The 19,660-nt window shown below is 74.2% G+C and carries 15 protein-coding genes, 1 pseudogene and 1 riboswitch; of the genes and pseudogenes, 7 read left to right on the top strand and 9 right to left on the bottom strand.

Annotated features, from left to right (window positions below; all coding sequences use genetic code 11):
- Positions 1 to 76 precede the first annotated feature (76 nt).
- Positions 77 to 186, bottom strand: a riboswitch (glycine riboswitch).
- A gap of 504 nt (positions 187 to 690) precedes the next feature.
- From NP048_RS00485 to NP048_RS00470, 4 genes and pseudogenes are all read left to right on the top strand, one after another.
- Positions 691 to 3,249, top strand: coding sequence for an alpha/beta hydrolase-fold protein (locus tag NP048_RS00485; protein WP_256769391.1), 2,559 nt, complete (start codon positions 691 to 693; stop codon positions 3,247 to 3,249).
- Between the two features lie 93 nt (positions 3,250 to 3,342).
- On the top strand, positions 3,343 to 4,485 hold the full coding sequence (locus tag NP048_RS00480) for a COG1470 family protein (protein WP_227577020.1): 1,143 nt from the start codon (positions 3,343 to 3,345) through the stop codon (positions 4,483 to 4,485).
- Positions 4,482 to 5,822 carry an ABC transporter transmembrane domain-containing protein gene (locus tag NP048_RS00475; protein WP_227577019.1) on the top strand — a complete coding sequence of 447 codons (1,341 nt, stop codon included), beginning with the start codon at positions 4,482 to 4,484 and terminating at the stop codon, positions 5,820 to 5,822. The genes NP048_RS00480 and NP048_RS00475 overlap by 4 nt, the downstream gene beginning before the upstream one ends.
- A gap of 12 nt (positions 5,823 to 5,834) precedes the next feature.
- Positions 5,835 to 6,431: pseudogene (locus NP048_RS00470) on the top strand (ATP-binding cassette domain-containing protein); the annotation flags it as partial.
- Between the two features lie 54 nt (positions 6,432 to 6,485).
- Here the strand turns inward: NP048_RS00470 and NP048_RS00465 are convergent.
- From NP048_RS00465 to NP048_RS00455, 3 genes are all read right to left on the bottom strand, one after another.
- Complete coding sequence (locus NP048_RS00465) at positions 6,486 to 7,562, bottom strand: YeiH family protein (RefSeq protein ID WP_227577018.1); 1,077 nt, start codon at positions 7,560 to 7,562, stop codon at positions 6,486 to 6,488.
- A 390-nt stretch (positions 7,563 to 7,952) separates the two neighbouring features.
- Positions 7,953 to 8,348 carry a TFIIB-type zinc ribbon-containing protein gene (locus NP048_RS00460; protein WP_227577017.1) on the bottom strand — a complete coding sequence of 132 codons (396 nt, stop codon included), beginning with the start codon at positions 8,346 to 8,348 and terminating at the stop codon, positions 7,953 to 7,955.
- Positions 8,349 to 8,384: 36 nt separating this feature from the next.
- Entirely contained in the window at positions 8,385 to 9,317 is a 933-nt protein-coding gene (locus tag NP048_RS00455) for a DUF72 domain-containing protein (RefSeq protein WP_227577016.1), read from the bottom strand.
- A 224-nt stretch (positions 9,318 to 9,541) separates the two neighbouring features.
- Between NP048_RS00455 and NP048_RS00450 the strand changes: the two genes are divergently transcribed.
- Together NP048_RS00450 and NP048_RS00445 are read left to right on the top strand one after the other, a co-directional pair.
- Positions 9,542 to 10,918: a glucose-6-phosphate dehydrogenase gene (locus NP048_RS00450; RefSeq protein WP_227577015.1), complete on the top strand. Its 1,377-nt coding sequence runs from the start codon at positions 9,542 to 9,544 to the stop codon at positions 10,916 to 10,918.
- 73 nt (positions 10,919 to 10,991) lie between these two features.
- Complete coding sequence (locus tag NP048_RS00445; RefSeq protein WP_227577014.1) at positions 10,992 to 11,318, top strand: hypothetical protein; 327 nt, start codon at positions 10,992 to 10,994, stop codon at positions 11,316 to 11,318.
- Positions 11,319 to 11,343: 25 nt separating this feature from the next.
- Here NP048_RS00445 and NP048_RS00440 read toward each other — a convergent pair whose 3' ends face one another.
- The 4 genes from NP048_RS00440 to NP048_RS00425 all read right to left on the bottom strand — a co-directional run bounded on the left by NP048_RS00440 (position 11,344) and on the right by NP048_RS00425 (position 16,100).
- Positions 11,344 to 12,519 carry an aminotransferase class I/II-fold pyridoxal phosphate-dependent enzyme gene (locus NP048_RS00440; RefSeq protein ID WP_227577013.1) on the bottom strand — a complete coding sequence of 392 codons (1,176 nt, stop codon included), beginning with the start codon at positions 12,517 to 12,519 and terminating at the stop codon, positions 11,344 to 11,346.
- Between the two features lie 152 nt (positions 12,520 to 12,671).
- Positions 12,672 to 13,790 carry a hypothetical protein gene (locus NP048_RS00435; protein ID WP_227577012.1) on the bottom strand — a complete coding sequence of 373 codons (1,119 nt, stop codon included), beginning with the start codon at positions 13,788 to 13,790 and terminating at the stop codon, positions 12,672 to 12,674.
- 112 nt (positions 13,791 to 13,902) lie between these two features.
- Positions 13,903 to 15,483: a class I SAM-dependent methyltransferase gene (locus NP048_RS00430; RefSeq protein ID WP_227577011.1), complete on the bottom strand. Its 1,581-nt coding sequence runs from the start codon at positions 15,481 to 15,483 to the stop codon at positions 13,903 to 13,905.
- 80 nt (positions 15,484 to 15,563) lie between these two features.
- Positions 15,564 to 16,100 carry a low molecular weight protein-tyrosine-phosphatase gene (locus tag NP048_RS00425; RefSeq protein ID WP_227577010.1) on the bottom strand — a complete coding sequence of 179 codons (537 nt, stop codon included), beginning with the start codon at positions 16,098 to 16,100 and terminating at the stop codon, positions 15,564 to 15,566.
- A 360-nt stretch (positions 16,101 to 16,460) separates the two neighbouring features.
- Here NP048_RS00425 and NP048_RS00420 point away from each other — a divergent pair, with 360 nt between their 5' ends.
- A complete protein-coding gene (locus tag NP048_RS00420) occupies positions 16,461 to 18,092 on the top strand; it encodes a DNA polymerase IV (protein WP_227577009.1) in 1,632 nt (543 codons plus the stop codon).
- Here the strand turns inward: NP048_RS00420 and NP048_RS00415 are convergent.
- Positions 18,037 to 18,486: a hypothetical protein gene (locus NP048_RS00415; RefSeq protein ID WP_227577008.1), complete on the bottom strand. Its 450-nt coding sequence runs from the start codon at positions 18,484 to 18,486 to the stop codon at positions 18,037 to 18,039. The two genes, NP048_RS00420 and NP048_RS00415, sit on opposite strands and share 56 nt — an antisense overlap.
- Positions 18,487 to 18,597: 111 nt before the next feature.
- Positions 18,598 to 19,362, bottom strand: a complete 765-nt coding sequence (gene map, locus NP048_RS00410) for a type I methionyl aminopeptidase (RefSeq protein ID WP_227577007.1) — start codon at positions 19,360 to 19,362, stop codon at positions 18,598 to 18,600.
- Positions 19,363 to 19,660: the final 298 nt, after the last annotated feature.

Genomic DNA, 19,660 nt, shown 5'->3' with positions numbered 1-19,660 from the left:
GGCCGATGCTCCGGGGCGCGCCGGCTTGCACCGTCGGTGGGCACCGGACCTGGCCGGCGCCGCTTTCCAGAGTTGCCTGGCCGTGGCGGTACGGGTGCCTGAGAGATTCGGAGGGGAGCTTGCTCCTTCGGCGTCCCGCTCAGCCGCCTCGCGGGCGGCCGACGGGAGCTCTCCCGCCGCGGTTCGAGCAGCGTGTTGAGTTGTGCGGTCAGCCTACGGCACCGGTCTCGCCGGGAGCAGGAGACCCACGACCCCATCGGCGCCGGGAAGGTCCGCGCAGATCGTCCCGGCGAACACCTTCTGCAGACACGCGCGCCGCCGCGGGCGACGGCCAGGCGGGAAGGAACCGGTCGAACCGCAGGTATTGACGTTAAACCTCCGACACGACAGCATTCGGACAACCCGTTCCTGCAGCGTTGCAGATTGCGGGCACGTCGTGGACGTCGAGGGCGTCCGCGTCCTTCCGGAGGGGGAAGCATCCTGGTCGGCTCTCGACGCGGAGAGCGGGTCCGCTGCGCCCACCTGCCGGTCGGCGACAGAGGAGAGGAATCGATGGGGATGACTCGAAGAGGACCAGCAGGACACCGACGCACGGCCGCCGTGGTCACCGGTGCAGCGCTCGTGATGGGAGGTGCTGCCGTGGCACCGGCCGCAGCAGCAGAGGGAGTTTCGCCTGACCCGTGGGTGTCCGTGACGCCCGAGGGGTACCACCGCTTCACTGTGCCGCAGGCGGAGGTGGAGCAGATCGTCGGGTCGCGGCCCGCGGTGATGGAGCTGCAGGGCAACATCGGGCCGAGCGGCACGTGGTCCGACCTGGCGATGGACCCCAGCGGCACGGACTACCCGACGCAGGTCGGCATCCTCGAGCCGGGCCTGTACTACTACCAGTACACGGCGACGTTCGAGGACCGGACCAAGAAGTCGTTCCGCAACCCCTCGACCGAGGTCGCGGTCACGTCGCACCCGACGTGGAACACGTTCTTCGTCCCCGGCCCGCAGGTCCAGTGGATGTCCGACGTGGCCAACGGCGGCGACGTCGCCGAGCTGGCGTACGACAGCCCCGTCGCGGACGACGAGCGCACGACGCTCGTGTGGACGCCGCCCGGCTACGACGCCGAGCGCGCCGACGCGTACCCCGTGCTGTACCTGCTGGCCGACGGCACGCAGAGCGCGCAGGAGTGGGCCGAGCTGGGCCGTGCGCCGCAGGTGCTCGACAACCTCGCGGCCGAGGGCCGGCTGGCGGACATGGTCGTCGTCATGGCGGACGTGCGCGGCGCCGACCCGCGCACCGAGCTGCTCGACGGTGTCGTCGCGGCAGCCCGCGACGCGTACAACGTGGCCGACGACGCCGCCGGGCAGGCCGTGGCCGGCATCGGCGACGGCGCGCACCACGCCCTGACGGTGCTGCGCACGGACCCCGGCGTCTTCGGCGAGGTCGGGTCGTTCTCCGGGCGCCTGACCGGCTCGATCAGCGCCACCACGGCGCGGGAGATCAACGAGGGCACCGACCGTCTGCGCGTCTACGTGGGCAACGTGCTGGACCCCGCGTACAACCAGACGCACGACCTGCTGCGCACGCTCGAGCGTGCCGGCGTCGACCACGAGTTCGACGGCGTCGACCCCGACTCCGGTGGCACGTGGGACACGTGGCGCGAGGGGCTTCGCGACTTCGCGTCGCGCGTGTTCCAGGACGACGCGGGCCACGGTCCGCGCGAGGGGCACCGCCCGCTGGACGAGAAGTACACGCCGCCGGCGACGGGCTCGATCACGACGCCGCACGTCGACGACGACGGCATCGTCACCTTCGAGACGGGCACGCAGTTCGCCGACGCGAAGGACGTCACGGTCTGGGCCAACTGGGCACCGAACGGTGCATGGTTCCGCGTCCCGATGACGAAGGTCGGCGACCGCTGGCGCCTGTCGATGGGGCCGCTCGACGGCTTCTACTACTACCGGTACGTCGTCGACGGCGTCGACGTGAAGGACCCCGAGGACAAGGTCAACACGCTCACCGGCGTGAGCCCGCTGTTCGTCCCGGGTGAGACGGACCGCATGCTCGCCGACGTGCCCGCGGACGAACGGGGCGAGGTCTCCGTGCTGACGTACGACAGCAAGGTGGCGAACGAGGAGCGCAAGGCGTACGTCTGGACGCCCAAGGGCTACGACCCGAACCGGGCCGAGCCGTACCCCGTGCTGTACCTCAACCACGGCGGCGGGCAGAACTACGGCGACTGGGTCGAGGTGGGCCGCGCGCCGCAGATCCTCGACAACTACATGCGGGACGGCGCGATCGTCCCGATGGTCGTCGTCATGGGCAACGGCAACTCGCCCGACTTCCCCGCGGAGCTGATGGAGAACCTCGCACCCGCTGCGCGGGCGCAGTACAACATCGCGGACGACGCCGCAGGTCAGGCCATCGCCGGTCTGTCGATGGGCGCGATGAACACGCTCAACACGTGGCTGACCCGGCCCGGGCAGTTCGGGTGGATGGGCGCGTTCTCGGGTGGGCTGTTCTTCAACACCCCGCAGTTCGACCCGGCCGCAGTCAACGCCGAGACGCGGCTGGCGCGCGTCTACACCGGTGACAAGACCGACTTCACCTACCAGGCGACGATGGACCTCCTGAACCTGCTGGAGACCAACGGGATCCACCACGAGTTCGCCGGCGTCACGCAGGGCCCGCACGGGTTCGACGTGTGGTCGAAGAACCTCGTCGACCTGCTGCCGCGGCTGTTCCGCGACCCGCAGACCACGCAGGGCGTGGAGCTGCGGGCCGTGGTCCCCGAGGGCGAGGACGGCGTCCTGGCGCTGTCGGTCGCCGACGACGGGTCGGGCGTCACGCTCGACGGGCCGCAGAACACGGGCACCGCGCTGCGGTTCCGCGGCCAGCTGCCGACGGTGACGGTCACCGACTCGCGCTCGGTCACGCAGGCCGGTGTCACCGGCTGGGCGGTCACGGGGCAGGCGTACTCGTTCGACTCCGGGTCGCGTCTCCTCGACGCGAAGCACCTGGGGTGGACGCCGCGCATCGAGACCCCGCGTGCGGGGCTGGTCGCGGGTGACGCCCGTGCGACCGCGCTCGACGGGGGCGAGGGCCTGGTCGTCCCGGGCCGCCTGGCCTCCGCAACGCCCGAGGGCCGGGTCGGGTCTGCCACCATCGGCGCGGACCTCGTGCTCGACGTCCCGGTGGACACGCGACCGGGTGAGTACACAGGCACGTTGAGCCTGTCGCTGTTCCCGGTCGACTGACCGGAGCCGAGCTCGTACTTCGGCGGCCCATGGCCCGCCAGAAGCCGCCGAAGTACGGGCTCGGCACCCCGACCGTCTGTGAAGGAAGTCTCTGTGCGCATCTTGGGTCGTGCTGTCGTCGTCGCGGTGCTGGGGGTACTCGTCGTGGCACCTGCTGCCGGGGCGGCACCGGGTCCTGTCCGCGGCGGGACCGTCGTCACCGGCACGTCCGACGACGGTGCTCCCGAGGAGCCGGGCGCCGGGACACCCGGCGGCACGGTGACCTGGACGGTGCAGCCTGCGACCGCCGAGGGGCCCGACGGGCGCATCTCGTTGCGGCACGTGCTCGACCCCGGTGCTTCCGTCACCGAGCACGTCGCGATCACCAACTTCAGCGACGGTCCCGCGACCTTCGCGGTGTACGCCGGCGACGGGGTCGTGTCCGACTCCGGCCACTTCGACCTGCCGCCCGGCGACGGCGCACCGCGCGACGGGGGTGCGTGGATCACGCTGGGCGACGCCCCCGGCGCCGAGCGGGTCGACGGCCGCACGCTGCGCCTCACCCTCGACCCCGGCGCCGCCGTGACCGTGCCCCTGACCGTCACGGTCCCCGCCGACGCGACGCCGGGCGACCACCCCGCCGGTGTCGTCGCCGAGCTCGTCGCCGGCGACACGGTGCGGCTCGCCGCGCGCGTCGGCACGCGCCTGCACCTGCGCGTCGCCGGTGACGTCGCGGCGTCGCTCGCACCGCAGGACGTCACGACGCGCTGGGAGCCGTCGTGGAACCCGTTCGCACCGGGCACCGTGCACGTGCGGTACCGGGTGGCGAACACCGGTGACGTCCGGCTCGCGGCCCGCGCCGCGACCACGCTCGCCGGTCCGTTCGGGATCGCGGAGGCCGAGCACAGCACCCAGATCCGGGAGGTGCTGCCGGGGCAGTCGGCGCTCGTGGAGGCCGAGCTGCGGGTGTGGCCCCTCGTCCGCGTCACCGGTCACGTCGACGCACGGCCGTGGGTCGTCGGCGAGGACGTCGTCGACGCGGCCCTGCGCGGCGGGTCGGCCGACGTGAGCGTGTGGGCGGTGCCCTGGTCGCAGCTCGCGCTGCTCGTGCTGGTCGTCGGGGGCGTCCTGCTGGTCCGGTGGCGGCGTCGGCGGACCGCGCAGCAGGTGCAGGCCCGGGTCGACGAGGCGCTGGCCGCCGCCGGAGTCACGCACGAGCCCGCGTCGGCGACCGGTGCCACGGGGACGGCGTCGTGACCCGGTCGGACGCCCCCCCGGACGCCCCCCGGCGGCACGCGCACGTCCAGGAGCTGGTCCGTGCGCACCGGGGACGCTTCGCGTGGTCCTACGTGTTCCAGGTCGTCGGCGGCATCGCACCGCTGATCCAGGTCCTGCTGCTGCGGTCGATCATCGACGGGCTCGTCCAGGAGCGGACCGTGGGCTCGCAGGTCGCCTGGCAGATCGGCGCGATGCTCGGCCTCGGGCTGCTCGGCGTCTGGATGACGTACGCGGCCCGGGTGGTCTCGACGAGGGCCGCGGGCGCGGTGATCGCGGACATGCAGACGTCGATGTTCCGCCGGCTCACCACCATGCCGATCCACTTCTACACGACCGTCCGGCCCGGAGCCGTCGTCAGCCGGCTGACCAGCGACGCCAACGGCGCCGAGGCCATGTACACGTCCGTGATCCCCGTCGTCGTGTCGGGCGTGACGACGATCGTGACCTCCGTGGTGATCGTCGCGTTCGTCGGCCCGCGGCTGCTCGTGCTCCTGGTCGTCATCCCCGTCGCCATCGCGTACGTCCGCAAGGCGGAGGCACGGATCAACGAGCTCATCGCGCGGTCGTTCGACGTGACCAAGGAGCTCGCGTCGTCCGCCGAGACCTTCGTCAGCCGCGACGGCGCCCTCCTCGCACGCCAGAACGGGCAGACCCGGCGCGAGCAGGGGCGCTTCGCGGAGCAGGCCGACGTGCTCGCCGGCCTCTCCGCGGCGACAGCGAGGGCCGCGGCGACGTCGGGTGCCAGCTACGGGACCGCGTTCGTCGTCATCACCGCCGGTGCGCTGGCCATGGGCGTGTGGCTCGTGGCCGAGCAGGGCGTGACCGTCGGCAGCGTCATCCTCGTCGTGCTCTACCTGCAGCAGCTGCAGGCACCCGTCCAGAGCCTGCTGGGCACCCGGTACCCGCGGATGCGCTCGTCGATCGCCCTCGACCGGGTCGAGGCCGTCCTCGCCGCCGGGCCGGCCGCGCCCCACGCGCCGCAGGCGTCGGGCCGCCCGGCCACCGTCGTGCGGCCGTCCCCCGACGATGCCCCCGCCGGGGACGCCGACGGGCACGAGGTGGCGCCCGCCCTGCGGATGCTGGGTGTGCGCTACCGCTACCCGGCGGTGGCCTCGTACTCGATCGACGGGCTGTCCCACGCCGGCGACGCGTTGTCGATCCCGTGGCTGCCGATCACCGGTCTGAACGGGAAGATCGTCGGATCCGGTGAAACGCCGCAGGACGAGCGCGAGCACAGCAACGCCCTGGACGGCATCGACCTGACGATCGGCCGGGGCGAGGTCGTCGCCGTCGTGGGGTCCTCCGGTGCCGGCTAGTCGACGCTCGCCGGGATCACCGCGGGGCTCGTGGACTGCGACGAGGGCGTCGTGGAGATCGCCGGGTCCGCGCTGCGCGACCTGGACGAGCAGCGACGCGCCGAGCTCATCGCCTACATCCCGCAGGAGCCGTACGTGCTCCACGCGAGCGTCCGCGACAACCTCCGGTACGCGAACCACGACGCGACGGAGCGCGAGCTCCTCGAGGTGTGCCGGGCGGTCGCCCTGGACCGCCTCGTCGAGCAGCTGGACGACGGCCTGGACTCCGTCATCGGTGAGAAGGGGCACCGTCTGTCGGGCGGTGAGCGGCAGCGGCTCGCCATCGCGCGCGCCGCGCTCAAGCGACCCGCCCTCGTCGTCATGGACGAGCCGACGGCCCACCTGGACACCGCGACCGAGGCCCGCGTCCGGGAGGCGATGGGCGAGCTGTTCGGCACCGCGGGGATCCTGATGATCGCCCACCGGCTGTCGACCGTCCGGCACGCGGACCGGATCGTCGTGCTGGAAGGGGGACGCATCGTCCAGTCGGGTCGGCACGAGGAGCTCGCGCAGCAGGTGGGCCGGTACCGCGTGCTGCTGGGGTCCTCCGACCAGGCCGTGCTGTCCTGAGCGCAGGACCCGTTCAGGACTCCCGGCGGCGGGCGGACGGTCTCAGCCCGCGCGTCACAGCATCCCCGTGACCGCCTGCATCCCCAGGCTGGTCAGCGCCACGGCCAACGACAGCGCGCCGCCCAGCGCGAGCGGCCGCCAGCCCGCGCGCCGCAGCGCGTCGACGGGGGTCAGCAGCCCGACGCCCGCGAGCGCGACCGCCGTCAGGGCACGGGCACCGGTGTCGGCGCCGTCCTCCCACGTCGTGGGGAACCAGCCGAGCGTGGTGACGGCCGACGCGAGCAGGAACAGGACGAGGAACGGCGGCACGAGGCGCGTCCAGGGCGTGCCGGCGCCGGTCGCGTCGGCCGAGGCGCGGTCGCGGCGGCCCTGCCGCACGGCCAGCGCCAGGGTCACCGGCACGATCGCCAGGGTGCGGGTGAGCTTGACGACGACGGCCGTCTCGAGCGCGAGCGCCCCGTAGGCGGTCGCCGCGGCCACGACCGACGAGGTGTCGTTGACGGCGGTGCCGGCCCACGTCCCGAACCCCTCCTGCGACAGACCCATCGCGTCTCCCAGCAGCGGGAAGGTGATGGCCCCGAGCACGTTGAACGTGAAGATCGTCGCCATGGCCGTGGCGATGGTGGTCTGCGACGCCCGGATCACCGCACTCGTCGCGGCGATGGCCGACGCCCCGCAGATGCCGGTGCCGACGCCGACGAGCGTGCGGGTGTCGGAGTCGAGACCGAGCCGACGTCCGAGCAGCGCGGCAACCAGCAGGACGACCGTGAGCGTGGCGAGCATGACGGGCAGCGCCCGCCCGCCGGTGTGCGCGACCTGTCCCAGCGACAGCCCGAACCCCAGCAGCACGACGGCCACCTGCAGCGCGATCGTCGAGCACGTGCGTGCCCCCGGCTCCAGCGCATGCGCCCACGCCACCGGCCCGCGGGACAGGACCTCGCGCAGCGCGACGCCCATCGCGAGGGCCAGCACGGCACCGCCCAGCAGGGGCACCGCCGCGCCCAGCGCGGCACCCGCCGCGCCCAGCCCCAGGGCCACCGCGGCACCCGGTACGTGGTCCCGCCACGACGCGGGGATCCCACCGCGGGGCGTGGGCTCGCGGCCGGGCACGGGTCGTCGGGCATCCGGCACCCCTCCAGCGTCCACCCGCGCGCGCTGCACCGCCGCATCGGTGCCCTGCAGCGCACGACGACGCGAAGACGCCCCGGCGCGAGAGTGCAATCCAGTCACCCACCGGCCCTCACCCCGGGCCACCCACCCCGGCCACCCACCCCAGGCGCGAGAGGGCAATCCAGCTACCCCACCCCGCCTGCGCGCGAGAGGGCGATCCAGTCACCACACATCCACGACCGGGGGTGACTGGATTGCACTCTCACACCCCGGGGGTGACTGGATTGCACTCTCACACCCCGGGGGTGACTGGATTGCACTCTCACACCCCGGGGGTGACTGGATTGCACTCTCACACCCCCCGGGGGTGACTGGATTGCTCTCTCGCGCCCCTGGGGGTGGCGGTGGGAGTCAGAAGTCGAAGAGGTCCTCGAGCCAGGACTCCTTCTTCTTGCGCTTGCGGCCGTCGTAGCCGCGGTCGTACCCCCGGTCGCGGTCGTACCCGCGGTCGTCACGGGCGCGGTCGCCGCGTCCCTGGTCGTCACGGTCGCCGTCGTACCGGGGCCGGTCGTACCCGGGGGCGTCGTACGCGCGCGGCTCGGGGGTGCCGTAGACCGGCGGCGAGCCGGGTCCGGGGACGGCCCGCGGGTCGACGGGTGCCGCCGGCGACATCGACGCGGCGCGGTCGATGATCTTGTCGAGCTCGCCACGGTCCAGCCAGATTCCGCGGCACACGGGGCAGTAGTCGATCTCGACGCCCTGGCGCTCGGTCATCACGAGCTGGGTCTGGTCCACGGGGCACTGCATGGTGCGTTCCTTCCGTCGACGGGCGGGAGGACGAACCTACGTGAACCGGCTGTGCGCCGGGTGGTCGTGGTCGTCCGCCTCGTGCTGCACCGGGCCCGCGCCCACCTTCGCGGCGAGCGCCATCGCGTCGAACGGCGCGCGCACCTTCACGTCGTTGTCGAAGTAGACGTGCACGTCACGCGGCCGGTCCGCGGCGGGGGCGCTCACCCGCGGGCCGTCCGGCGGCGCCGTGCCCGTGGACCACGCCCGCACCTTCGCGGCCCACGCGTCGAGGGCGTCGTCGTCGTAGCCGGAGACGTACAGCTCGCTGTGCCCGTGCAGGCGCACGTAGACGACGTCGCTGGTGAGGTCCTCGAGGTGCGGCCAGCGTCCGGCGGTGTCGGCGACAACGAGCCCGACGTCGTGCGCGCGCAGCAGCTCGGGGAAGGCGGGGTCCACGAAGGTGTCGTGCCGCACCTCGAGGACGTGCCGCAGCGGGCGGTCCGCCTCGACGGTCGTCAGCGCGCGCCCCTCGGGGACCTTGTCGTCGTGGTGCGCGGCCAGCGCCGCGGCGGCCGCCGTCGAGCGCGGCAGCAGGTCGAAGAACCGGGCGAGACGGTCCGGGTGGAACCCGAGGTTGGGGGGCAGCTGCCACAGGACGGGCCCGGTGCGGTCCTCGAGCGCGAGCACGCCGGACGCGAAGAAGTTGGCCAACGGCGTCTCGACGCCCGCGAGCTTCTTCATGTGCGTGACGAAGCGCGGGCCCTTGATCGAGAAGACGAACCCGTCGGGGGTGTCCGCGCGCCACGCGCGATAGGAGTCGGGGCGCTGCAGCGAGTAGAACGACCCGTTGATCTCGACCGACCCGAGCTGCCGCGCCGCGTACTCCAGCTCGCGCCGCTGGGGCAGCCCCGGCGGGTAGAACACGCCGCGCCAGGGCGCGTAGCGCCACCCGGAGATGCCGATGCGCACCTGCCCGGGCCCGTCCATGCGAGCGACTCTAGGAGCGGCCCGCCGGCCTCACCCGCCGAGAGGGCGCCGTGGTCACGTCCGTGGGCTTCCCCAGCGGCAAGTGGTCACCTGCTCGCCCGGTGGGCGGTGGCGCCGATTGCTCCACTCGACGCGCGCGCACCACGGCCAGTCGTGACGATGGGTGCCATGACCTCGACCTGCCGAGACCTCCCGCACGTCCCCGGCCCGACGGGAGCGCGCCCGTGACCGCCGGCCTCGTCGTCCTCGGCGCCACCGGCGACCTCACCGCCCGCTACATCCTGCCCGGGCTCGCGCGCGTCGAGCCGATGGTGGACGGCGGTCTGCGGCTCGTCGGCGTCGCGAACGACGACCTCGACGACGACGGGTTCCGCGCCCTCGTCCTCGAGAAGGTCGCGTACCACGCGGACGGCGAGCCGGACCCGGACGTCACGGCACTGGTCGACCGGGTCGTGTGGGTGCACGGCGACGTCACCGACCCGCAGACGCTGCGCACCGCCATCGCGGCGTGCGAGGTGCAGGACGCGGACCCCCTCGTGCTGTACCTCGCGCTCCCCCACGTGCTGTTCCTGCCCGTCGTGCACGCGCTGGCGGACGTCGACCTGCCCGACGGGCTGCGGGTCGTCGTCGAGAAGCCGTTCGGGGAGGACCTCGCCGGGGCCGTCGAGCTCAACGCGGCGCTGGGCGAGCTGCTCCCGGAGGACAAGATCTTCCGCGTCGACCACTTCCTCGCCAAGCAGACGGTGCTGAACCTGCTGGGGTTGCGGTTCGCCAACCGCGTCCTCGAGCCGCTGTGGAGCAGCACGCACGTCGCGTCCGTCGACATCGTCTTCGACGAGACGGTCGACGCGCAGGCGCGCGCGTCGTACTACGACCGGTCCGGGGCGCTGCGCGACATGGTGCAGAACCACCTGCTGCAGCTGCTGACGTACGTCGCGATGGAGCCGCCCACGTCGGTCGCCCCTGCGGACCTCGCGTCGCGCAAGGTCGACGTGCTGCGGGCCGTGCGCACACCGGACCACGAGTCCGTCGCCCGGTGGACGCGCCGCGCCCGGTACGTCGCCGGTGAGGTCGACGGCCGCCCGGTCGACGCGTACGCCGCGGCGCCGGGCGTCGACCCGGACCGCGAGGTCGAGACGTACGCCGAGGTCACGCTGTTCGTCGACACGTGGCGGTGGTCCGGTGTGCCGTTCCGGCTGCGCAGCGGCAAGGCGCTGTCCGCGAGCCGCCGGGAGATCGTCGTGCGGTTCCGTGAGGTGCCGCTGCGGGTGTTCGACGGCGCCGCTCCGACCCGCAACGAGCTGCGCCTGCAGCTCGACCCCGACCGGATGTCCCTGCACCTCAACGTCAACGGCATCGGCGACCCGTTCGCGCTGGAGAAGGTCGTCCTCGACACCGAGCTCGCCCGCCAGGACCCCACGCCGTACGGGCAGCTGCTGCTCGCCGTCATCGAGGGTGACACCCGCCTGTCCGCCCGCGCGGCCGAGGCAGAGGAGGGCTGGCGCATCGTCGAGCCGATCCTCGACGCGTGGGCCGCGGGCGTCGCGCCCCTCGAGGAGTACCCCGCGGGCAGCGACGGCCCGCGCAGGCGAGCGGGTTAGGCTGCCCAGGTTCGGGACAGAGGGAGGGACCGTGCGCGATCGCACCAGGCGGACTCGTGGTACGGCCGTCATCGTGGTGGCCGCCCTCGTCGGCACCACGCTCCTCGGGGCACTCGCCGTGTTCGGTGGCGGCGGGTCGTCCGTCGTCGACGTCCCGGCGCAGGGCCCGTGGACGGTGCTCGTGGCCGGCGACCTGAGGACGGTCTCGGCGTGCGCGGAGGACCCGATGGTCGTCGACGCCTACGTGGGCGCCGACGAGCCGGGCAACGGCGGCGGGCTCGTCCTCGCGGCCGATGCGGACGTGGCAGACGTGGAGCGCGTCGTGCGGTGCGTCGCGCAGGGCATCGACCCCGAGCGCATCACCGTGGTGACCTCCCCGCTCGAGGACCGCGGCGCCTGACCGCACCTGCGTGCGGCCGCAGGTGTCACAGCCCGCGCTGCCACGCGACGACCCGGTCGGCCGCCTCGGACACCACCTGCGGCGACGACGCGAACGACAGTCGCACCCAGCTGCCCCCTCCCACGGGGTCGAAGTCCGTCCCCGGCGTGATCGCCACGCCCGCCTCGTCGAGCAGGCGTGCGCAGTACGTCACCGCGTCCAGCCCGGTCACCGACACGTCGCCGTACAGGTAGAACGCGCCGTCCGCCGGCGCGACGGGGTCCCAGCCCAGGTCGGGCAGGCGGTCGAGCAGGAGCCGGCGGGAGTCCGCGTACCGCTCGACGTTGGCGCGTGCGGCCGCCATGCCGTCGGCGCTGAACGCCGCGATGCCTGCGTGCTGCGCGAGCGCCGGCGGGCACAGCGCGACGTTGCCCGCGAGCGCGTCGACGGGCGTGACGAGGTCGTCGGGCAGCACCAGCCACCCCAGGCGCCAGCCGGTCATGGCCCAGTACTTGGAGAACGAGTTCACGACGACGGCGCCCGTGCCGAGGTACCGAGCGGCGGTGGCCGTCGCGGGCGTGGTGCCCGACGCGTCGGCGTACGTGATGCCGTGGTAGATCTCGTCGCTGACCAGGCGCACGCCGTGCGCGCCGCACCACGCGGCGAGGGCCGCGAGCTCGTCGGGCTCGATCATCGTGCCCGTCGGGTTGGCGGGCGACGCGATCACGAGGCCCTCGACCGGCTCGTCCAGGGCCTCGAGCTGCGCGACGGTCGGCTGGTAGCGCTGCTCCGGGCCGCACGGCAGGTCGACGACCTCGCAGCCCAGCGCCGTGAGGATGTTCGCGTAGGCCGGGTACCCGGGGCGCGCCAGCGCGACGCGGTCACCGACGTCGAACGCCGCGAGGAACGCGAGCATGAACCCGCCGGAGGACCCCGTCGTCACCGCCACGCGCCCGGGGTCCACGTCGACGCCGTACGTGACGCCGTAGTGCGCTGCGATCGCCGCACGCAGCCCGGGTGCACCGAGCGACTCGGTGTACCCCAGGTCGCCGGACGTCAGCAGCTCGATCGCGCGCTGCCGCACGACGTCCGACGCCCCGGTCGACGGCTCGCCCGCGCACAGGCTGAGCACGTGCTCCCCCGCGGCGCGGCGCGCGTTGGCGGCGGCCAGGATCTCCATGACGGCGAACGGCGGCACGTGCGCGCGGGCGGCGACCTTCATGGGGTCAGTCTCACCGATCGTCGGGTCCGTGGGGTCCGGACGAGGACGAGATGCCGGGTGGGGCCGTGCACACGGTGCACCAGGACGGGTCGTGGTTCAACGAGGTCGAGCGCGAGAGCGGCACCCTCGGTGAAGGGCTGACGCCGCCGACGTCACCACAGCCGTGCACGGACGCCGGCCGGGGGCAGCCCCAGCAGGGACCGCGCCTCGTCGAGGACGAGGTCGCCGAGGGGACCGGACGCGGCGGCGGCGAGCGCACCGGCGGCGGCCGCGGCCGGTGCGGCCTCCTGGGCCGCGAGGACGGCCGAGAGCGCCGCCGCGCCCGCGTCGATGCCGGCCGCCGACGGCAGCCCGCGCACCACGGTCACCGTCACGGTGGACGGGCCTGGGAAGAGCGCGTCCCAGGCGGTGGCCGGGTCGTCGAACGGCGGGGGGACGGCCGTCCCCGCGCGCAGCGCGACGACCGCCGGGGCGAGCACCGCGGCGGCTCGTGCGTCCGCGACCTCGTACGCACGCCCGACGGCCCAGACCGTCAGCGTGCGCTGCGTCGGCCCGGGCGCGTCGAGCACGGCGTCCACGAGGTCGCGGTCGCGATGCGCCAGCTGCGCGGCGCTCCCCAGCCCGAGCAGCTGCGGGGTGGCCAGGCGCCCGCCCCACAGCCGGCGCTGCCACCGGTCCTCGGCCTCCTCCCGTCGCAGTCGCTCCTGCTCGGCCTCGGCGGCCGCCGCGGCCGCACGCTGCCGCGGGCTGGGCGGTGGCGGGGTCTCGGCGGCCACCCCGTGCCAGTAGCCGGCCTGCGCGCTCGTGCTGCGGAGCACCGCGTCGGGACCCGGAGGGGCGGGCCAGAGCTGCAGGAGGTACCTGTCGACGACCGGGTCGTCCGGGAGCCGCGACCTGTCGTGCGCCTCGTCCATCGAGGTGGCCGAGTACCGCACCCGGTGGTCACCGACGGCGGGCAGCGGCGCCAGCTCGACCATGTCCTGGAAGCTCCTCAGCACCAGGTCGGGGCTCGTCGCGACGAAGGAGACCTCCACGACGTCCTCCCAGGCCGGGTCGAGCGGCGGCGGGGCGTCGTGGAGCTCGACGCGCAGCGGCACCGCACCGGTCCTCGTCGCCGTCACGAGCGACAGGGCGTTGGCGCAGGCCGCACCGCACAGGCCGTTGCGCTGTCCACCGCGGGCCCGCACCAGGTCAGGGGACTCGTCGCCGTCGGCCACGACATCGACGAACCCGTAGTCGACCTCGATCTCCCCGTCGAAGAGCGTCGGCATGCCGGGAGGGTCCCGCAGGAGCACCGAGGTTGTCGACGGCCGTCTCAGCGGTGCGCGGCGCCGGAGGGTGCGTCCGCCCGGGGCACGGGTCAGGCCGTCCTCGTGGTCCGGATCATCCGGCGACGGGGACCAGCGGCCGTCGCGCCACCGTCAGCACGTGCGTGTCCGGCCAGTCGACGGGCGCACCCGTCACCGGGTCGCGCAGCGCCGCGCCGACGCGCAGCCGGTTCTCGACCAGCCAGTCGTTGCGCCACGGCCCGCTGCCTGGGTCGAGCTCGAAGCCGACGCCCGTCAGCAGGTCGGCCCAGTCGTCGCCGGTGAGGTCGCAGAACCGCTCGTGGCACTCCGAGAGCCACGAGTCGGTGTAGTCGCGCGTGTACAGGTACTCCATCGCGGTCCGCAGCGTCGTGCGGGCGACGCTGCGGGCGGTGCCACGCTCGACCCAGTCGACCTTGACCTCGGCGCCGGACAGCGCAGGGAAGTCGTGGGCGAACTGCACGAGCCGCGCGGCGGGCGACAGGGCGGCGACGTACGCGGCGGCCTCCGCGCGCGCCAGCGTCGACAGGTCCCGCGCGGGCAGGTCGAAGTCGCCGCCGAGCACGAGGTCGACCACCCGCTCGGGGTCCGCCGGCCCCAGCACGTCGGAGTTGATCCACACCCCGCCGGGACGCGTGTGCTCGAAGATGCGGCGCGCCAGGAGCTCGAGGTCCGCGCGCCCGTCGCCGTAGCTGGCGATCTCGTGGGTCAGCGCGATCGTCGTCGTCGTGTCGACGGACCGCTCCGGGAACACCGGGCCCAGCAGCAGGTTGCGCTGCGCGAAGAACACGTTGGGGTTGGCGAAGACGCCCTGCGCGCGGCGGTGCTCCGCCTCGGCGACGAGGTGGCGGGACACGTCGACGCCGTACAGGTCGGACTCCGCGAGGCGCGGGTCGCGGGCAGCGCGCTCCAGCAGGCCGCCGGCCGCGCACCCGAGGTCGACGACCCGCCCGGGCCGCACGTGCGGCGCGACCTGCGCCCACTTACGGTCCGACGCGTCGTCGAACGCCGCGGTGTACGTCGCGTAGTCGCGGGTCTCGGTGAGGTCGCCGTCGTCCTGCACCGTCGGGTCGGTGTGGACGAGGCGGACGTGCGCGTCGAGCCGGTACCGCTCGTAGAACGCGACCGCCTCGGGGTGCGCGAGCGTGCGCCACGCGTCGTCGCCCGCGACCATCCGCTCGAGGACGTCCCACGGCCGGTCCGGGTCGCCCGGCGCGCCCTCCTCGACGGTCGCGACGCGGAACCCGTCCGCGGCGTACATCGCCGCGACCTGCGGCGTCGAGCAGGCGACCACTGTGTCGTGCGGGGTGAGGGCCGCGCCCAGGACCATCTCGCACGTCGCGAGGACGGTGTGCGCGAACCGCGGGCTCGGCGGCACGTCGGCGACCGGGACGACGAGCGAGGGCAGGCCCGCACGGGTCGTGACCGCCTCGATCATCGCCTCGCGGCGGTGCGCGGGAACCGGGTTGCGGCGCGTGCCGCTGTGCGTCGCGGACGTCAGCGCCCACACGACGCGCGCGTCCGGTGCGCAGGTCACGAGCGCGCCGTCGGCGTCGCGGACGCGGCCGGCGAGCAGGTCCGTCAGGTAGGCGACCTGGAAGGCGGTGACCAGGTGGTGGCGGCCGGGGAACAGGACGTGGCGGATGGCGTCGGGCACAGCGAGCACCGTGCCACACGTCGCCGTGCCGGCCCGTCCCCGGTGCGGGTGAGGTCCGGCACGGGGGCCGGACGACGAGGTCAGTCGGTGAGCCCGTTGCGGTAGTCGAGCGCCTCGCGGACGTGCGCGACGATCCCGTCGGCGGCTGCCTCGATCTCCGCGAGCGTCGTCTCGAAGCCCTCCTCCGGCCCGTACCAGGGGTCGTCGACGTCCAGGACGTGCTCGGGCTGCCCGGGCTCGGCCGGCGCCGCGGGGTCGAAGCTGCGGTACATCCGGATGCGCGACGTCGCGGCCGGGTCCCCACCGGTGAGCCGGCGCAGCGCGCGTGCGTGCGTGGCGGTCATCGGCAGCACCAGGTCCCGCTCGAGGATGTGCTCCGGCAGGATCTGGCGGGCACGGTGCCCCTCGCCCGTCGGGTAGCCGTGGCGGCGCAGCACCGAGCGCGCGCGCCAGTCCACGGGGTTGCCGCGCTCCTCGTCGCTGATGCCGGTCGAGTCGACCTCCACGGCGTCGGCGAGGCCCGCGGCCGCGAACCGCTCGCGGAGCACGACCTCGGCCATGGGTGAGCGGCAGATGTTGCCGGTGCAGACGGTCATCACGCGGTAGGGATGAGGCACGCCTACATCCTTGCAGGTCACGGTCGCTCCGTTACCGATCCGTGATGACAGTCACGATGCGCGCGCCGCGGGCCGCCCTCCGGGCGGGCCGGCGCCTGGAGTGCGACGTGTCCCCGCGCTCGGCACCAGGGTCGATGCACGCGACCTGCTGACGCGCCGGGTGACGCCCGCCGCCGACGCTCCGCGTCACGGTGTCCCACAGTGCGGGACGCCGCTCCCGCGAGACCGGGCCGGGTGGGCTCACGCCTGCCCCTGAGGAGGCTGAGGCCGGTCTCGCGGAAGGGTCGTCCCGCCCGGTGGACGCCCTCGCCTGCTCAGGCCGCGGCGCAGACCAGCAGCGGGACGACGGAAGATGGGAGCGTGGAGCGCGGAGGTGACCAGGCGCGGCGGCTCGTCGACGCCGTGCGCGTGCGCGACGCCGCGACCGTCCTCCACCTCGACGCCGACGCGTTCTTCGCCGCCGTCGAGCAGCGGGACAAGCCGTCGCTGCGCGGCAAGCCGGTCCTGGTCGGGGGCGTCGGCGGGCGGGGCGTCGTGTCGACGGCGTCGTACGAGGCCAGGCGCGCCGGCGCACGGTCCGCGATGCCCATGGCGCGGGCCCGGCGCCTGTGCCCCGCCGCCGCGGTGCTCGTCCCCCGGTTCGCCGCGTACGCCGCGTACTCGCAGGTCATCATGGACGTCCTGCGCGAGCTGACGCCGGCGGTGGAGCCGCTGTCGATCGACGAGGCGTTCGCCGACCTCGCGCTGGCGCCAGGCGGCACCCCCGAGCCGGAGGACGCCGCCGCGCAGCTCCAGGCCCGCGTCGCCGAGCTCACCGGACTGACGGTGTCGGTCGGCGTGGGCCGCTCCAAGCTCGTCGCCAAGATCGCCTCCGACCTGCGCAAGCCCGGCGGTGTCGTCGTCGTGCGACCCGAGGACGAGGACGACGTCCTGCTCCCGCTCGACGTGCGGACCGTCCCCGGCGTGGGCCCCGCGACGCAGGGGGCACTCGAACGGCTCGGTGTGCGCACCGTCGCCGACCTGCGCCGCCAGCCGCTCGACACCCTCACCATGACGCTCGGCGAGGCGCACGGCACCGGGCTGTACCTCATGTCGCGCGGCCTGGACGACCGGCCCGTCGTCACGACGACCGAGCGCAAGTCCGCCGGCGCCGAGCGCACGTTCGCGGTCGACCTGCGAGGCCGCGACGTCGTCCTGTCCGCCGTGGACGACGTCGTCGACGAGGCCCTGCAGCGGCTCGAGCGCCACGGCGGGGCCGCGCGGACCGTCGTCGCGAAGGTGCGCTACGCCGACTTCTCGACCGTGACGCGCTCCGTGACGTTCCCGCACCCGACGGCGGCGGACGCGGACCTGCGCGACGCCGCCCGGCGCGCCGTCCTCGCGGCCGGGGTCGTCGAACCCGTGCGCCTGCTGGGCGTGGCGTTCCACGCGCTGTCGCCGCACGCACAGCTCGCGCTCGACCTCGACGCGCACCTGTTCGACGCCCCGCGGCGCGCGGTCGTCGGTGAGCACGACCACGTGAGCGGTCGGCTCGCGGACGACTGGGCGACGGTCCCGGGCGACGGGGACGCCGTCGACGGGGATGGGGAAGCGGACGACGCCACCACGTCGGGGCCCGCGCTCCCCGACGGCACGTCGGTACCGGGCGTCGACGACGTGGTCGCGGCGCTCGTCGAGGACGACGCCCGGCTCGTCGGCGCCGAGAAGGCCGTCGTCGGCCGACCGCTCGGCGGGTCCCAGGTGGGCCGGCCGCTCGAGGAGTCCAACGCGCGCCCCGGGCTCGACGTCGAGCACGCGACGCTCGGCCGCGGGTGGGTCGTGCACGTGCGCGGCCGGGAGGCGACCGTGCGCTTCGAGACCGCCCTGACCCCGCCCGCCCGTTCACGCGTCCTCGACCTCGACGAGGACCCGCTGGTGCTCGTCGAGCCCGTGGGCGTCACCCCGCCGTCGCAGGTCCCGCCGGCGTTGCGCGACGACGCCCGACGGCGCTGACCAGCGCGACGACGCCGACGCCGACGAGCGCCCCGGCGGCCAGCCGGACGGCGAGCCCGGCGACCGTGAACTCCGCGACGGCGTCGGTGACCGCCAGGACGACGACCACGAAGAGCGCCGCCAGAACGATCTCGAGCCAGGTCCACCACCGGACGCCCGCCCGCCGGACCTGCACCGTGCGCCACACGCTGATGACGGCCGTCGTCGCGAGCGCCGCCGGCAGCATGTCGGCGTAGTAGCCCGTCGCCAGAGCCAGCACCGCGAAACCGGACCCCGCCCACAGGTAGCCGTCGCGGTACCACGGCGGCGTGTCGGCGTACGGCTCCTCGCGGTAGGCGTGCACGTCGACCGGCCGCGCGGCCGGGAGGTCCGAAGTGCCGTGATCAGCGCTCATGTAGGAGATCCTGGCCCACGACGCCCGGCGGCGTGACCGGTTCGCACCGCCGAGCGTCCGGATCGGCGAGGCGTGAGGGTTGCCGTCCGCTCGCGACGACGCCCCTCACGGTCAGTCGCGGGCCGTCAGGACCACCGGGCCGCGCTTGGTGATCGCCACCGTGTGCTCCGCGTGCGCGGCGAGCGCGCCGTCGGCGCTGCGGATGGTCCAGCCGTCGTCGTCGATGACGTACTCGCTGCTGCCCGCCATGAGCCACGGCTCGATGGCGATGACCGTGCCCGGCTTGAGGCGGATGCCGGTGCCGGGGCGGCCGTCGTTGGGGACGTGCGGGTCCTCGTGCATCGTCCGGCCCACGCCGTGCCCGCCGAAGTCGGTGTTCAGGCCGAACCCGGACTGCCGCGCGACCCGGCCGATGGCGGCCGAGACGTCACCCATGCGGCCACCGGGCTGCGCGGCGGCGATGCCCGCGGCGAGCGCCTGCTCGGTCGTCGAGATGAGGCGCTGCGCCTCGGGCGTCGTCGTGCCGAGCTGGAACGTCAGGGCGGAGTCCGCGACCCACCCCTCGACCTCGCACGCGAAGTCGATGCTCACCACGTCACCGTCGGCCAGGACGCGGTCGGACGGCAGGCCGTGCAGCGCGTGGTCGTTCACCGACGTGCACAGGACACCCGGGTAGGGCATCGCCCCGAAGCTCGGGTGGTAGCCGAGGTACACCGACCGCGCGCCGGCCTTCGCGATCATCTCGCGGGCGTGCGCGTCGAGGTCGTTGGTCGTCATGCCGACGCGGGCGTACTCGCGCAACGACGTCAGGACGTCGGCGACGAACCGCCCGGCGGGGCGCATCTGCTCGATCTCTGCAGGGGACTTGAGTGCCACACCCCCACTCTCTCACCCCCCGCGCGCGGCAGAAGGGCAGGGAACAGCCCGTGGGTCGGGTCCCCTGACGGGGCCCTGCCGCGAAGGACGAGGTCGCGGCTCCCACGGGCTGCGGCGACTGCCGGGTATTCGCTGCCGCCCTGCCGGTCGACGCCGGCGGAGCGTGAGCGGACCGTGCAGTCCGTCCGATGACTCGGGCGGCTAGCGGGCAGCCACCTCACGCGTCCGGAAAGACTTCATGTCGCGGACCACCTCCCTTCAGTGTGCGACCGACGCTACGTCGCGTCCGCGGCGTCGC

Origin of the sequence: Cellulomonas xiejunii, assembly GCF_024508315.1 — a bacterium.
Lineage (GTDB): Bacteria > Actinomycetota > Actinomycetes > Actinomycetales > Cellulomonadaceae > Cellulomonas > Cellulomonas xiejunii.
This window is presented reverse-complemented; position numbering and strand designations above follow the sequence as displayed.